Source organism: Actinomyces johnsonii (assembly GCF_006546835.1).
In the GTDB taxonomy this organism is placed as follows: domain Bacteria; phylum Actinomycetota; class Actinomycetes; order Actinomycetales; family Actinomycetaceae; genus Actinomyces; species Actinomyces johnsonii.
This window is the reverse complement of the sequence record NZ_VICB01000011.1, coordinates 1-14,357: the sequence shown is the minus strand read 5'-3', so window position 1 is coordinate 14,357 and position 14,357 is coordinate 1. Positions and strand designations below refer to the sequence as shown.

At 67.7% G+C, this 14,357-nt stretch carries 15 protein-coding genes; 7 read left to right on the top strand and 8 right to left on the bottom strand.

The features are described 5' to 3' along the window. Positions 1–86 precede the first annotated feature (86 nt). From FK256_RS08030 to FK256_RS08010, 5 genes are all read left to right on the top strand, one after another. Positions 87–467 carry a DUF4190 domain-containing protein gene (locus FK256_RS08030; RefSeq protein ID WP_021605263.1) on the top strand — a complete coding sequence of 127 codons (381 nt, stop codon included), beginning with the start codon at positions 87–89 and terminating at the stop codon, positions 465–467. Between the two features lie 38 nt (positions 468–505). Next, positions 506–1,243 (top strand): glutamine amidotransferase-related protein, encoded by a 738-nt coding sequence (locus FK256_RS08025; RefSeq protein ID WP_141424393.1) that lies wholly within the window; start codon positions 506–508, stop codon positions 1,241–1,243. 332 nt (positions 1,244–1,575) lie between these two features. Continuing rightward, positions 1,576–2,742 (top strand): annexin A7, encoded by a 1,167-nt coding sequence (locus FK256_RS08020; protein WP_244936283.1) that lies wholly within the window; start codon positions 1,576–1,578, stop codon positions 2,740–2,742. A gap of 297 nt (positions 2,743–3,039) precedes the next feature. Beyond that, positions 3,040–4,227, top strand: coding sequence for a hypothetical protein (locus tag FK256_RS08015; protein ID WP_141424391.1), 1,188 nt, complete (start codon positions 3,040–3,042; stop codon positions 4,225–4,227). Between the two features lie 144 nt (positions 4,228–4,371). Further along, positions 4,372–4,641, top strand: a complete 270-nt coding sequence (locus FK256_RS08010) for a hypothetical protein (protein WP_141424390.1) — start codon at positions 4,372–4,374, stop codon at positions 4,639–4,641. A 35-nt stretch (positions 4,642–4,676) separates the two neighbouring features. On the opposite strand, the gene FK256_RS08005 is transcribed toward FK256_RS08010, so the two are convergent. From FK256_RS08005 to FK256_RS07975, 7 genes are all read right to left on the bottom strand, one after another. Further along, positions 4,677–5,066 carry an ArsR/SmtB family transcription factor gene (locus FK256_RS08005; protein ID WP_141424389.1) on the bottom strand — a complete coding sequence of 130 codons (390 nt, stop codon included), beginning with the start codon at positions 5,064–5,066 and terminating at the stop codon, positions 4,677–4,679. 59 nt (positions 5,067–5,125) lie between these two features. After that, positions 5,126–6,382 carry an NADH:flavin oxidoreductase/NADH oxidase family protein gene (locus FK256_RS08000; protein WP_141424388.1) on the bottom strand — a complete coding sequence of 419 codons (1,257 nt, stop codon included), beginning with the start codon at positions 6,380–6,382 and terminating at the stop codon, positions 5,126–5,128. Between the two features lie 732 nt (positions 6,383–7,114). After that, positions 7,115–7,858: a glutamine amidotransferase gene (locus FK256_RS07995; protein WP_141424387.1), complete on the bottom strand. Its 744-nt coding sequence runs from the start codon at positions 7,856–7,858 to the stop codon at positions 7,115–7,117. Positions 7,859–7,920: 62 nt separating this feature from the next. Next, positions 7,921–8,748, bottom strand: coding sequence for a nucleoside phosphorylase-I family protein (locus FK256_RS07990; protein ID WP_141424386.1), 828 nt, complete (start codon positions 8,746–8,748; stop codon positions 7,921–7,923). Between the two features lie 202 nt (positions 8,749–8,950). Continuing rightward, positions 8,951–9,454: a hypothetical protein gene (locus FK256_RS07985; protein ID WP_244936280.1), complete on the bottom strand. Its 504-nt coding sequence runs from the start codon at positions 9,452–9,454 to the stop codon at positions 8,951–8,953. After that, positions 9,447–9,635, bottom strand: coding sequence for a helix-turn-helix transcriptional regulator (locus FK256_RS07980; protein ID WP_141424417.1), 189 nt, complete (start codon positions 9,633–9,635; stop codon positions 9,447–9,449). The genes FK256_RS07985 and FK256_RS07980 overlap by 8 nt, the downstream gene beginning before the upstream one ends. A gap of 63 nt (positions 9,636–9,698) precedes the next feature. Further along, positions 9,699–10,094, bottom strand: coding sequence for a PTS sugar transporter (locus FK256_RS07975; protein WP_244936278.1), 396 nt, complete (start codon positions 10,092–10,094; stop codon positions 9,699–9,701). A 162-nt stretch (positions 10,095–10,256) separates the two neighbouring features. Here FK256_RS07975 and FK256_RS07970 point away from each other — a divergent pair, with 162 nt between their 5' ends. Both FK256_RS07970 and FK256_RS07965 read left to right on the top strand, forming a co-directional pair. Continuing rightward, positions 10,257–10,625: a hypothetical protein gene (locus tag FK256_RS07970; RefSeq protein ID WP_141424385.1), complete on the top strand. Its 369-nt coding sequence runs from the start codon at positions 10,257–10,259 to the stop codon at positions 10,623–10,625. 40 nt (positions 10,626–10,665) lie between these two features. After that, positions 10,666–13,602 (top strand): ATP-dependent RNA helicase, encoded by a 2,937-nt coding sequence (locus tag FK256_RS07965; RefSeq protein WP_141424384.1) that lies wholly within the window; start codon positions 10,666–10,668, stop codon positions 13,600–13,602. Between the two features lie 142 nt (positions 13,603–13,744). Here FK256_RS07965 and FK256_RS07960 read toward each other — a convergent pair whose 3' ends face one another. Continuing rightward, entirely contained in the window at positions 13,745–14,218 is a 474-nt protein-coding gene (locus FK256_RS07960) for a nuclear transport factor 2 family protein (RefSeq protein WP_009234527.1), read from the bottom strand. Between the last annotated feature and the right edge of the window lie 139 nt (positions 14,219–14,357).

Here is a 14,357-nt window from a genome sequence, read left to right as displayed (position 1 = left end):
CAGCCCCCGCCTACTCTCCCCGCCCTTTCGCTCGACTCCTCCGCGGGAACGATGACTCCTCGGGCGCCGGCGGGCATGATGAGGTCATGAGCACCGCCCGGACCGCACCTCCAGGACAGAGCGCGCCGACCTTCTCCCCGGGCTCGGAGCAGTACGTCGACGGGCTCCCGCCGGGGTTCATCTTCCCCGGCACTGAGAACCTCAATCCTGCGGAGATCTTCTCCGGCCCCGGCTACACGGCGCCCCGCCCCCGTACGGACTCAGGGGCCACAGCCGCCCTGGTTTGCGGGCTGCTCGGTCTCGTCCCCCTTGTCGGCGTCGCCGCGATCATCCTGGGCATCGGCGCGCTACGGCGGCTGCGCCGCAGCTACAACTCTGGCGAGGGCATCGCCTGGCTGGGACTCATCCTCGGAGTCGCCTTCACCCTCCTCTGGCTCCTCATCGCGCTCATGCTGCTCGTGTTCTAGGAGCCCCGTCCCTCCGGCCGGTCCCCTACAGTGGTGCCGTGAAGCCTTTCATCATGGTGACGACGCGCCCCGAACACGAGGCAGCGCAGGACGAGTACGAATCCTTCCTGACCCAGAGCGGTTTGTCGCGCGGCGATCTGCAGCACATCGCTCTGGAGGAGGTCGACTTCCTCGCCTCCTTCACCGCTGCCGATGTCTCCGGGGTGCTCATCGGCGCCAGCCCCTACAACGCAGACACACCGGCGGCGGAGAAGACCCGCAGCCAGCAGCACGTCGAGGAGCAGATCCGCGAGCTGCTCACGGTCATACTCAAAGAGGGGATCCCGCTCCTGGCCACCGGCGTCGCGTTCCAAATCCTGGCCGCCTACCTGGGCACCGGGACCTATGAGGAGTTCGGCGAGGAGCTGGGCGCCGTCGACCTGTTCCTGACGGCGGAGGGCCGTGAGGATCCGATCCTGGCGGGGCTCCCGCAGGCGATCACCGTGTTCGCCGGTCACTACGAGGGCGTGGGCGAGGTGCCCGCACACGCGACGCTGCTGGCGAGCTCGCCCGACTGCCCCGTTCAGATGCTGCGCGTGGGCGAGAAGGTCTACGCCTGCCAGTTCAACCCCGAGCTCGACGCCGCCCGGTTCGAGCAGCGCGTGAGCATCTACGACGAAGCCGGCTACGGCGACCCGGACATGAGCGAGGACATCCTCACCCAGGCCAGGTCCTCCGATGCGCACGACGCCGGACAGATCATCCGCAACTTCGCCTCGCACTTCGCACGCGGCTGAGACGCCAGGGGCTCAGGAGTCCTGACACCCTGGGGACCCGGGCGAAGACGAAGCTCTGGAATCTCAGCAATGACCATCAGGATCATGTCATGACATATTCGTCACCCTACTCGGGAGCATCTCAGGGCCAGGGCGGCTCGTCGAACTCGCCGTACGACGCCTACGGCCAGCATCCCGCGCACGCCCCGTACGCCGGGGCGCCGTATGGGCAGCCGCCGCCAGCCGGCCGCGCTCCCTACGCGCATCCCGGTCAGCTCGCGTTCCCACCCCAATCGATGTATCCCACTCCGGGAGGTCCCACATTCCCGGGGCAGCCCTCGCCGTCGCCCCAGGTGCCGGCGCTGCAGTATTTCGCCGACCCTGCAGGAACATCGCAGTACCAGCCGTATGCGACTTCCGGTTCCCCCTACCTGAGCGGAGCGGCCACCGCACCGGGCTATTCCCCCGAAGGCCGGCTTGCGCGACCGGGCCACCCGAGCGCGGAGACGGCGACATCCCGGGCCAACGGCACAGGACATCACGTGCCGTGGCGCGGTGAAAAGACGGCGGCGCTGATCATGATGATCCTTGCCGCCACTATCGAGGCCGTCTCATTCATCACCCTGCTTCTCAGCCTCGCAGGAGGGTCCGACTGGCTGGTCTTCTTACTCATCACTATGATGCTCGTCGGCGTCACACCGGTGATCTGGTCGTTTTACTTCGGATTACGCCACCTGTTCCGCAACCAACCGGTCTGCGAGATGGTGGGGCTTGCGCTGTGGTTCGGTTATGGAGTACTCGGGCTGCTGAGCGGCACATCCAACAACGATCCGCAGGCCGGCCTATATGCCGTCTGCACTGTCCTCTCCTTCATCGTCACCTCTATCGCTGCCGTCTTGACGGTACAGCTCAATCAGCGTCTGAAGGATCCGCAACCGTGGACCGTCACCCTGGCTCTGGGGGCCTGTCAGTTCGTTCTGCTCAACAACATTCTCCGCCTAGGAGAATTCGGCGTCATCACCTACACGACGGTATCGAACGGCGAGAGCCTCAGTGAGTACACGGCCAGCACATGGCTCATGTGGTCGAACTCAGGAGGAGTCGGGCTTCCCCTAGCACCGGGATTGATCATTTCGGTCGCGATCACTTCTCTGGCCGCCGTCGGAGTCGTCCTGGGGATGCGTTCGCCCCGCAGCAGAGGCTTCCGAATCACATCCGTCACCGCCGTCTCTCTTCTGACCCTCTGCAACCTCATCATCGTCCTTGCCTACGGGTTGCCCACCAGCGGCGGACACGCGCACAAGCCCTCCGACATGGGATTGGAAGTGGTGACCATCATCATCGTCGGAGCCATCCTCATTGGGGCCACGCTGCTCGCAGGGCATCGCTCCCTCGCCTCACCACCCGCCAACGGCAACCAGTACGGCCCTCGTGCCTCAGGCGCACCGAGCACACAGGGCATGCAGAGTCGCTTCCGTCAATATGGCCGGCCCCAGTGGCCCACGGGAGGCGGGTACTGAGATCGTTCAGGAGCCGTGACGCTGATACACAGGTTGGTCTCGCTCATCGACACCGACCACTAGGTCGGCCACAATGCAGTTATGTCGCAGCCGTTCCCGCCGTCTCAGGTTCCCCCAGCATCTTCCGCATCAGGCAGATCCCAGGAGACTCCTGCGCAGTCGTACGGCCGGCCCTCCGGCATTCCCTCCCCATCCACATCGCCGTACACCGCCTATGCGCACGGCTCATCACCCTACCCCGCCCCGCCAGTCGACTACCCCTACCTCCAGGGACAGACCGCCACTCCGACGCGGCCAGTGCCGCAACACCTCTCCAGCATCGGACAACCGGCCAGCAGGATCGTCTCCGGCGCAACGGGCACAGCCCCCTCTTCGGTCATCCCCACGGCAACGTTCCCCAGATCCGTTCCAGTTGCCTCTCCCCACCCTGTTCCCGCCGCCCCGCAGCCCTCCGCACAACCTCGGCTCGTCCGGGAGCCATCGCCCAGCATTACCCGTCAGACCGCCCCCGCCACACCCGTATCCTGGCGACGCGATCGGATCATCGCACTGATCGCGACCCTGGTAGCTTGCGTACTCCAGATCATATGGACTTGCATCGACGCCTCCGAGCATCCGTCCTTCCACACCGATCAGGGATTCACCCCGAAATTCATCATCGAGCTGGCGCTCTACATCCTTTACACTCTGGGTGCCTGGTGGATGCTCCTTCTCTTCTTCTCACTGAGAGCGATATATAAGAATAAATCCGGCGCAGTGATAGTGGCGACAGCTCTTCAACTGCTGCTGATCGATGTCCTCATTTTTAACAACGACATCATCGGCAATCCTCTACCCATCCTGTGCCTCCTGGCGACCGGTAGTGCTGCAATCGCAACAGTATTCATGAATCAGCGCACGCCGTCTCCATGGCCATGGCCGGTCACCCTGGGACTGGCGATCAATCTGTTCATACTTGTGAGCATGCTTCATCGTCTCATGAGATCCGCCCTGTACGCCTTCAACGACAACTCCATACGAGCTACCGCGGTAGGGCTGTGGATGGTCCCATCGCCTTCGAACGAGTTCCCCGGAACTCCGTACGTTCTAGGAGTCCTCCTGACGGTCATCATCGCCATCTTCTCCGCCGTCGCACTACGTTTTGGATACCGTCCATCACACAGGTCCACATTCGCAAAACTCTGCGGAATCGGTCCGATGCTCGTTGCTCTGCACAATATTTGTATTCTCTCCATATTCGGCATGACCGGCACATCCATCATCGCCGCACTCGGATTCACCAACGTTGGCCAGGGGGGCCACCCCTACGCAACCTTCCGGACATGGGTGTCGTCGATCCTTCTGGGCCTCATCGCCATGGCGGTGGCAGTGCTGCTGCATCGCAGTTCCTCCGCCGACAGGCGCATGCAGGCACTTCAGGGGACGTCGCCGACCGGACCGACAGCGACCCCCCGTTACCAGCGATATCGCCCCTACACGAGGTAGAGGTATCTCCGTTCACATCCGCCTCTGAGTGAACTAAGTCACTCACCGGGTCCCATCCGACTCTCGCTCGGCTCCGAACTCCTGATGACGGTGCGCACGGTCGGTGCGCCGCCATTCACCCCATCACTTCACCGAGGAGTTCCTATGCGCACTCGCAAGATCGTATCCGCCGCCCTTCTCGTCGCCGCACTCGCCGTGGGCACCGCCGCCTGCGGCTCAACGGATGCCGACAAGGGCACGATGGACAAGATGGAGCAGACCTCCACCCCGGACGGCACCATGAGTGACGGCAAGATGTCCGACGGAAAGATGAGCGACGACAAGACCAAGGACGGGAAGATGTCCGACGAGAAGATGTCGGATGACAAGATGTCCGATAGCCCTACCTCCGGCTCCATGAGCGACGGCAAGTAGGCCGCCCCGTGACGCTCGGGCCCACCTAGGCTCCGTCAGGCCGGTGACTTCTGAGCCTGCTCGTGCCCGAGCGTCTCGAGGTCGGACTCCAGCGCACCGACGAGTCCTCTGAGCAGCCCCAGGGTCTCGTCACTGCGAACCCGGCAAATGCGCCGGGTCGACACCTTCGTGATCTCCAGCAACCCCGCCCGCTCCAGCAGCTTGACGTGGTGGGAGACGGCGGTGCGAGACAGCGGTGAGACCTGGGCGATCTCCCCGACCGTCTGCGGGCCATGCTGGAGAAGGTGGACGACAATCTGCTGACGCGAGGGGTCCTTGAGGGCCTCGAACATGGGGATGCAGTCATTGAGGATGGCGATGCTGCACCGGTCAGCCGGATGCTCGGCCCGGCCGTTCTCCTCTTCATCAGCAACATGACGAGTCACGGCTCTTGCGCTCTCTTAGTTCCTGCGATCACAGTGTCCGGCGCCGTGCCGTACCACCGTCAGCCGCGCCGCCGCGCTCTGCGGGGCATCAGCGCACCGAGCCCATGCCTGCGCACCGTGAAGGCCAGGGCGGCGAGCCCGTTGCCATGGGCCGAGGCGTAACCGCCCCGAGCGAGCCGGTGCATCTGCATCTCGTACCAGCCGATGAGCAGGACACCGCCGAGCGCCTCGTCGAGCGCCTTGACTCGTGTGGAGATGCGGGGCAGTTCGATCCGGCGTCGGCCCACACCGTTGAGAATGCGCTGCGGCAGGTCGGGAACGAGGGCCAAGGGCCGCCCGATCCCCACAAAATCGGTCAGCCCCTCGGCGACAGCCTCCTCCATGTCCGACGCGGAGCGGAAGCCGCCGGTGAGCGCCACCGGCATGGAGACGAGCTCCTTGAGACGGCGCGCGTAGTCGGCGAAGTAGACGCCGCGACGGTGGTCCTCAACGCTGCTGTCGGTCTCTTCGAAAACCGGCTTGCGATAAGTGCCGCCCGAGATCTCCAGGACGTCCACCCCCAGCTCGGACAGGCGGACTGCGACGCGCAGCGAGTCCTCCTGACTCATGCCGCCGGGGTCGCCATCGGAGGAGTTGAGCTTGACGGCGATGGGGAAGTCAGGCCCCAGGGTCTCGCGCATGCCCTGATAGATCTCGATGAGGAAGCGCATGCGTCCCTCCAGGGAGCCTCCGTATTCGTCGGTGCGATGATTGTCCACCGGGGAGAGGAACTGGCTGATGAGGTAACCATGGGCGGCATGGATCTCAACGCCGGTGAAGCCCGCCTTCTTGGCGACGCGGGCGGTGGTGACGAAACGGCGCACGACGTCGCCGATCTCCTCGCGGCTGAGCTCGCGGGGTGGCGCGAAGAACCGCCCGTAGCCGCCCGCGCTCGAAATCTCGCTGGGAGCGACCGGGTGGAGATTGACCGAGCGGGGAGACTGCCTGCCGGGGTGATTGATCTGCATCCACAACTGGGTACCGCCGGCGGTACCGGCCTGCGCCCAACGCCGCAGCATCTCCAGGTGGGACTCGTCCTCGACGACGATGTTGCCAGGCTCCCCCAGGTGGCGGGAGTCGACCGCGACATTTCCGGTCACCAGGACCCCGGAGCCGCCAGCTGCCCAGCGCCCGTAGAGGTCCACGATGTCCTGCGAGGGCCCCAGACCGGGAGTTCCTAGGGCCTCGTGCATGGGCGCCTTGAAGAAACGGTTCTTCACAGTCACCCCGCAGGGCAGGGTGAGCGGTTCAGCGAGGACAGAACTCGTTGCGGGCATCGACAACCTTTCGTCGAAGCGTCGAAGTACTTTGACCTTTCGACTCACGAGAGGCTACCACGCTCATCGGCGCCAACCGTATCGGCGAACATGCTTCCCGACTCGCACACCGAGCCAGAGGCAGTAGATCGCAATGATAAGGACCACCGCCACACGGCTTCCACTGAGCGCTACTCCATACAGTCCAACGACGACGACAGCATCGGCCAGGATGTAGGTAGCCACACCGAAGCGAAGAGACTCAGCACGAGCGATTTCCTTCCAGGCGCATACGAGGAGCCAAACTGCCCCAACAATGAGTGCAGCGTGAATAATCACGAACGACCATAGATACCCGTCCACCCCCTCGCCCATCGCCACGGCAGCCGCCAACGCACCGCCACCGGCTACAGCCTGCCCAAGCGTTCTTTTAGCGCTGAGCGACGGCTTTACCGCACCTGCCTCATTGTCCGTCACTGCAGAACACCCGATTTCATTCGATCTCCGGCACGAGGGGAGGGAAGCCCCGATCAACGTGGAGAGCCACCCCGGCAGCCACTAAGGCGACACCAAGCCACTCATCCCCATTCGCCTCCGACTCCCTGATGACACGATCACCGTACTCGAGCGACAAATAGGTACACCAGTAAATTATAGTCAGCACAATCCTGTCGACACTTCAGCTTGTAGTATTTCTACAAGTTCCTTCGCGCCTCACATGTATGTGTGCGACAAGAGTTCGGGACGATTCGGCTACCTAGAGCAGTCGCGGGCGTGGACAGACACGAAGTTGGCCAGGAGCTTCCAAGAGTCGGAGACGTCGTCGAGACGCACGCGCGCCTGGAGCTCGGCAAGCTCATCGTCGGCGAAGTAGCCGTGGCCGGAGTAGAAGCCGAGACGGTGGGCGAGGTAGTCGCCGTCGAGCTCGGGGTGGAACTGAGTGGCGTAGAGGTTGTTCTTGATGCGGAACATCTGCACGGGGCAGGCCTGGCCGGACCCCAGGACGACGGCGTGGGGCGGCAACTCGGTGACGGCCTCCTTGTGGGCGACGAAGGCCTGGAAGACTTTGGGAACGCCCGCGCAGATCGGATCGGCCAGGCCGGCCTCGGTGAGGGTGACGTCGGGGGCGGTGACGGCCTCGCCGTAAGTCGTGTCGACGACGGCGCCCTGATGGCAGGCGAGCGTGCCGACGCCGTAGCAGGCGCCGAAGAAGGGGAAGTCGGCCTCGACGACGCGGTCGAGCAGGCCGGAGAGCTCGGTCTCGACCCGCTTCTGGGTGGCGGTTTTCTTCTCCGGCGGGGTGGAGGCGTTGAAGGGAGAGCCGCCCACGAGGATCCCGGACCAGTCGTCCAGGTTGATCTGGGGCAGGGGCCGGGACTCCAGGCGCAGGCGAACGAGCGTGGACTCATCCAGGCCGGTGCGCTTGAGGAAGGCCTCGTACTCGGCGTCGGCCGGCTCGTCGTCGCTGCGGGTGGCCAGGAAGAGGAAGGGTTTCACAGGATGACTTTAACGGGGGTCGACGGGGACGGCAGCATCCTTATCTCACGCCGTTCCCAGAATCACGTTCGGGCGCCCGCCCGCAGACTTCTGAGAACATCCTCGACGGCGGCCAAGGCGATGCCGGAGGCCTGGCGCAAAGAGAGCTGCGCCTGCCCGAGGTTCGCGCCTGCGGCGGGGGCGTCGAGGTAGGTCAGAGCCGCGACGGACACGCCCCGGGAGGCCAGGGCCATGGCCTCGGCGACGGAGTCCGTAACGGCGGCGTCGGCCCCCATGGAGGCCAGGGCACGGGACTCGGCGGGGCTCGGGCGCAGCGGGCCGGGGATGAGGGCGACGACGGCGCTTCCGTTCACCCCGCGCAGGCTCCCCAGCCGCTCGGCGAGGTTCGCGTCCCACCCCGCCGAGACCATGCCGCTGGCCGGGAAGAGGGGACCACCTGAGAAGTTGAGGTGATCGGTCACAACGCGCACCTGGCCGGGAGCCGTATCGCCGGATGCGTCCCCGGACTCGCCCAACGCTGTGGCGCGCGTGATGAGCAGGGCGGCGCGCAGGCGGGCGCCGCTGGCGATCCGGGCCAGCGCCGTCGTGCTGCGGGCGGACTCGCCCTCGAACAGGCTGGTGCGGCCGCGGGCGACGAGGACGCCGAGACCGCCGCGCTCGTAGGACATCAGGGCGTCCTCCTGGCCGGGGGCGCTCGGAGCGTGGACTCCGGGCAGGAAGGACAGGCGCACGCGGGCGGCGGGGCGCCCCCAGACCTGGTCGAGGTCGCGCAGGAAAGCTGGTTCGGCGATGACGAGGAGGTCGTGGCGGGCGCGGCCCGTGGCCAGGAGGATGGAGGCGCCGTCGGGGTCCTCGTCCCAGGTTCCTGGTGGGGCGGGCTGCTGGGCCATGGGTTCTCCTCGGGTGGGCCCGGGGCGGGCGGAAGGGCGGGGACGATGACCGGCACGGGGGCACCGGTCAGGGTGGGGCGAAGTTTACGCGAAGATGTCGGGGCGCGCCGCCGGTCCCAGCCAGCCCCAACGGCTCCAGCCGACTCCGGGCAGTCGCGGTCAACTGTCGCCCGTCGCCTGCCGCGGAGAGCTGCCGCGACATCTACATCGTGCGGTTGAAGTAGATGTTCCCTCCGATGAGACTGATCAGCTGGAGCCACAGCACGACGGCAAGGGCCGGCATCATCGGCCCCCCGAAGGCACCCACGGCGGTAGCGACAATGCCGCCGAAGAACCCGACGACGCCGGTAAGGGCCCAGGCCCGCTGCGAGGCGGCCCTGTCCCGTTCGTCGTCCCGCTTCTCGAGCTCCCGGACGACGAAGGTGTCGTATCCACGCCTCTTCGCAATGAACAAGGCGACGTACACGAGCATCATGGCTGACGCCCCACTGGCACCACCGTAGAGAAAGCCGCTGGGCATCGGGATTGTCAACGCTGCCACCCACAGAAGGATCACGACGACGACAACGTATGCCATGCGCCCGACGACGGGCGGCCACAGCTTGGTGGCCTTCAGGCCCTTCCGCGCCTTCGGCGTCGAGCCGGAGGAGGACGAACCGGCGGCTGGAGCGGAGGTAGGGGTGAGCGTGGGATCTGACTCAGACATGGAAGATCTTTTCGACAGTGGTCTCGAAGTAGCGGGCGATGGCGAGGGCGAGGGGAAGGGAGGGGTCGTACTTGCCCTTCTCGATGGAGTTGACGCTCTGCCTGGAGACGCCCAGGGCGGCTCCGAGCTGGGCCTGGGTGAGGCCGCGCGCCTCGCGCAGGCTGCGCACGTCGTTATCCATGGCACTCACCGCCCAGAGCACGGTAAGACAACCGAGATGCATGGGCAACCGCCCTTCCCCGGCTCATACCGCAGCCGCGTTCCGGGCGGCACGCAGTCGTGGGGACAGCCACGCGACACCGACGATGGAGACGCCGATCATGGCGGCACCCATGAGGCGGACAACCAGCAGAAGTGGTCCGGCGGAGAGATGAGTGGCCGCCGGATTCACGAAGCCCACCATGATTCCGGTGGGGGCGCTGCAGATGAAAGCGGCTATCTGCCCGCCGAGCTTCTTGACGAGCTCGGGCGTCTCCTCGGCGCGAACCTCGGGCAGATGGCGAGCCGAGTACCGGTGGACGAGCAGATAGAGGACGATCCCGGCGACGAGACCACCGACCACCCCGGCAATGAAGGTGACACCGGAGGAGGTCGACGACGTGGCGGTCAGGACAGTAGGAGCGAAGACGGCGGAGAGCATGGCGATCATCCCTTGAATAGCCACTCACCCCCGAGAGAGGGTGTCATGTTTGCTTGACATGTCTAGTCTGCTTGACAGAATCCGTCATGTCAAGCCACCTTCACACGACAACTTATTGCACACAATATGCAAGAACAAAAGACTCTCACCTAACATCCAGGCATGGCTGAGCGAACTTTCATCATTAATGCACCAATCAATCGGGTTCAATCGATTATCACGGACTTCTTCACCCGCGAGGGCTGGACCTGTACCCCCAGCACCACCGGCGGCATTCACCTCAATCGAGGCAATAAGGGGCTGACCATCGCTCTCGGAGCGCTGGCGCTCGGCAGCTTCTACCTCTCCCAAGACGTCGACCTCACAACCGGCCCGCAGGGGGAGACGATAGCGGTCTACCGTCCATCAACGGGCAAGGCGCTCATCGGTGGGGCGATCGGCGTGCACAAGTCTATGAAGACACACGCCGAGTACGTCGAGAAGCTCACCCAGGCCCTGCAGTCCCAGGGCATCCTCCTGGGCGTGCAGTAACCGCCGCCGTGCCCACTCCCCTACCGGGCACAATCAGGGCATGACTCGCACCGGGCCGCAGGGCCGCACGCAGCCTCCGCAGACCGACCCCATCAGGGCCCTGCTCGCTTCTCCCCCTCACCTGCCGGTGGTCGAGGCGCTGCCCGAGCTGCGCGAGCGCCTCTCCTCCGATTCCGACGGCCTCGGCGCCTGCCTGGTGCTCACCGCACCGCCCGGCACTGGGAAGACGACGCTCGTCCCACCGCTCCTGGCCGACGTCCTCGTCCGGGCCGGTACGACGTCAGGCACGGGAGCAGGCCGCGGACCGGGCGGAGAGCCCGGCCGCGTCGTCGTCACCCAGCCGCGGCGCATCGCCGCCCGCACGGCCGCCCGCCGCCTGGCGGACCTGCTGGGCGAGGAGGTCGGCGGCACCGTCGGCTACGCGGTGCGCGGGGAGCGGCGCACCGGCCCGGCCACCCGGATCGAGGTCGTCACCGCCGGGCTCCTCCTGCGCCGTCTCCAGCGAGACCCGGAACTGGCCGGCGTCGACGCCGTCATCCTCGACGAGGTCCACGAGCGCTCCCTTGAGGGCGACCTGCTCCTGGCCCTCCTGACGGACGCGCGCGCCGCCCTGCGCGAGGACCTGACGCTCGTGGCCATGTCCGCCACGCTCGACGCCGACCGCCTGCGCCGCATCCTGAGCGACGGCACCCGCCCGGCCCCGCTGGTGGAGGTGCCCGGACGGCTCCACCCGATCGAGGAGGTGTGGGCGCCGCCGGGGCGGACCGGACGCCTGGGGCCGCGCGGGGTGCCGCGCGAGTTCCTCGCCCACGTCGCCGCCACCGTGGAGCGGGCGCTGGCCGAGCAGACCGGCGACGTCCTGACCTTCCTGCCCGGAGCTCGCGAGGTCGACGACGTCGTGGCCCGCCTGCGCGGCACCGCTCCTGAGGGAGTGGACGTCCTTGCGCTGCACGGGCGCCTGTCCGCGAGCGCGCAGGACGCGGTCCTGGCCCCGAGCCCGGCGGGGCGGCGGCGCGTCGTGGTGTCCACGAATGTGGCCGAGTCCTCGCTGACGGTGCCCGGGGTGCGGGTAGTGGTGGACTCCACGCTGGCGCGCGAGCCGCGCCTGGACGTGGCCCGGTCCATGAGCGGTCTGGTGACGGTGGGGGTCTCGCGGGCGGCAGGGGTGCAGCGGGCCGGGCGGGCGGGTCGCGAGGGGCCCGGTGTCGTCTACCGCTGCTGCTCGCCGACGGACTGGGCGCGTTCGCCGCTGGCTCCGACCCCGGAGATCCTCTCGGCCGACCTCACCGGTGCGGCCCTGGAGCTGGCCGTGTGGGGTGTGCCCGACGGCGCGGGGCTGGCCTGGGTGGATGAGCCGCCGGTCGCGGCGATGGGGGCCGCCCGGGAAGCGCTGGAACGTCTGGGGCTGGCCGGCGCCGATGGCGTGACGCCCCTGGGTCGGGCGGTGGCCGGGCTGCCGGCGGGCGTGCGCGAGGCCCGGGCCCTGCTGGCAACGGCGCCGCTTTTGGGGGCGCGGCGGGCGGCCAGGGCGACGGCGCTGCTGACCGCCGACCTGCGCGCGCCCGGCGGGGACCTGACGGCCCTGGCCCGGCAGGTGCGCGGCGGCGGGGCCGGGTCGGGGATCTGGAAGGCGGAGGCGCGCCGCCTGGAGCAGGCCTGCCGGCGCGCCGTCTCCGAGCACTCTGAGGACCTCGAGGATCTCAACGCCGCAAGCGCCGCTCCTGGGGCGTCGGACGCGATGGGAGTATCGGGGGCATCGGCCACGAGCCGCGGCCAGGAGGCCATGGCTCGACCCGGCGGCGTGGGCGGCGATGCTCCTGCGACCGTGGCCGGTGGGACCGCCGGGACGCACGACCTGGAGTCGGCGGTGGCGCTGGTGGCCGGGACGGCTCAGCCCCAGTGGATCGCCCGGCGGCGTGGGCCAGAGCCCCGGGCGGGCAAGGAGGCGCATTACGCGAGCGTCGCCGGGACCGGGCTGCGCCTGGCCGCGGGCTCGGCACTGGCGGAGTCCGAATGGTTGGCGGTGGCGGGCGTCGATCTGACCACTGGGCGCGGGGACGCGCTTGTCCGGGCTGCGGCGCCCCTCGATGAGCAGGCGGCGCTGGAGCTGGCCGGGGCCTGGCTGGCCGAGGAGGAGCGCACCGTCTGGGACGGCGGGCGGCTGCGCACCGAGCGCGTGCGCCGCCTGGGAGCCATCACGCTCACCGCCACGCCGGGGTCGCCTCCGGGACCGCAGGAGGTGGCGGACGCAGTCGTCGAGCGGGTGCGAACTGAAGGCGCCGGCGCGGGTCTGGCCGCGCTGCCGTGGGATGAGGAGGCCCGGAGCCTGCGCGCCCGACTGGCCCTGCTGCACGAGCACCTGGGCGAGCCCTGGCCGGATATGAGCGATGCGGCTCTGGCAAAGCGGGCCGAGGAGTGGTTGGCACCGGCGGTCATGAGCCTGGTCGGGCAGGCCGGCTCACGCGGGTCGTCCGGGGCTGCGGCGTCGAGCGCGGGGAGCCGGCGCTTCAGCCTGGAGCGGCTGGATGTGGCCCAGGCGCTGCGGGCGCTTCTGCCCTGGCCGCAGGCGGCGCGCCTGGAGGAACTGGCGCCCGAGCGCATTGAGGTCCCCTCCGGTTCGCAGGTGCGGGTGGACTACGGCTCCTCCGCCGCCGGCTCCGCTGGGCCCTCGGCCGCCACAGGCGCCATGGACTCCGCCGGCACCGGGCAGGCGGGTCGGCCGGTGCTGGCGGTGCGGGTCCAGGAGTGCTTCGGTTGGGCGGCCACGCCGCGGATCGTGGAGGGACGGGTGGCCGTGCTGCTGCACCTGCTCTCGCCGGCACGCCGGCCGGTGGCGGTCACCGACGACCTGGCCTCCTTCTGGGAGCAGGGCTACCCGCAGGTGCGCTCCGAGATGCGCGGACGCTACCCCAAGCACGCTTGGCCCGAGGACCCGCGGAACGCGCCCGCCACGAGGGGGACCGGACGGCGTCGGTAGGCGGGGGCGAAGATAATCTGAGGGCCCCACGGGGGCAGCGGGCGACGGGTACCGCAGCAGGCCGGCACTGCCGAGAGGCCTAAGGAGGCCCCGGGACTCCGGCCGGCTCAGACGTTCTCAGGACAACCGGCTTAGCGACGACTCACCACGTGGAGGCGTCCAGGCGGCTGAAGCGGAAGCCGGTGGAGTTGTGTTCGGTGTCGGGATCGGCGTCGGGCACGACGTATCCGACGATCTGGAGATTCCAGGTGCCGCGCCCGCCCCACAGGGTGGCCGTGGTGCGGGTGCGGCCGCGCACCACCGGGAAGCCGGCGATCGTGTCTGTTTGAACGGACACCACCTCGTGGGCGTGGTAGCGCATGGAGCCGGTGGCGATGTCCCCGAGCCATTCGATCTTGGGCTGGGGATAGCCGGTCATGTGGGTCAGGACGCAGTCGTCGGTGAGCAGGGCATCGATCGCCTTGGTGTCGCCGGCGACCATGGCGTCGCACAGGAGCGAGTAGAGGTCGGCGGCCGCGTGCGGCGCAGCCTCGGAGGCGTGGGGGTGAGGACGGGCCTGAGTACGGGTGCGGGAGAGGGTTCGGGATTCGTGGGGACGGTGGGGGCGGCGGCTCATGGGTCAAGGGTAGAGCCCGATGTCGGACAAATGGGGGACCAAGTGCTTTCAGCGCGCGTGGCAGGTGTGCAGGTCCCGCCGCATCTGACGTTGCAGCCAGTTTCACGGCGTTGCACCGTGGGTGGGGTCTGGTGGTGGA

Excerpts from the sequence above, each read along its gene's own strand:
- FK256_RS08010 (WP_141424390.1), top strand. The coding sequence starts at position 4,372 with ATGCGCACTCGCAAGATCGTATCCGCCGCCCTTCTCGTCGCCGCACTC.
- FK256_RS07965 (WP_141424384.1), top strand. The coding sequence starts at position 10,666 with ATGACTCGCACCGGGCCGCAGGGCCGCACGCAGCCTCCGCAGACCGAC.
- FK256_RS07990 (WP_141424386.1), bottom strand. The coding sequence starts at position 8,748 with ATGGCCCAGCAGCCCGCCCCACCAGGAACCTGGGACGAGGACCCCGAC.
- FK256_RS08000 (WP_141424388.1), bottom strand. The coding sequence starts at position 6,382 with ATGCCCGCAACGAGTTCTGTCCTCGCTGAACCGCTCACCCTGCCCTGC.
- FK256_RS07970 (WP_141424385.1), top strand. The coding sequence starts at position 10,257 with ATGGCTGAGCGAACTTTCATCATTAATGCACCAATCAATCGGGTTCAA.
- FK256_RS08030 (WP_021605263.1), top strand. The coding sequence starts at position 87 with ATGAGCACCGCCCGGACCGCACCTCCAGGACAGAGCGCGCCGACCTTC.
- FK256_RS07975 (WP_244936278.1), bottom strand. The coding sequence starts at position 10,094 with ATGCTCTCCGCCGTCTTCGCTCCTACTGTCCTGACCGCCACGTCGTCG.
- FK256_RS07985 (WP_244936280.1), bottom strand. The coding sequence starts at position 9,454 with ATGTCTGAGTCAGATCCCACGCTCACCCCTACCTCCGCTCCAGCCGCC.
- FK256_RS07960 (WP_009234527.1), bottom strand. The coding sequence starts at position 14,218 with ATGAGCCGCCGCCCCCACCGTCCCCACGAATCCCGAACCCTCTCCCGC.
- FK256_RS07980 (WP_141424417.1), bottom strand. The coding sequence starts at position 9,635 with ATGGATAACGACGTGCGCAGCCTGCGCGAGGCGCGCGGCCTCACCCAG.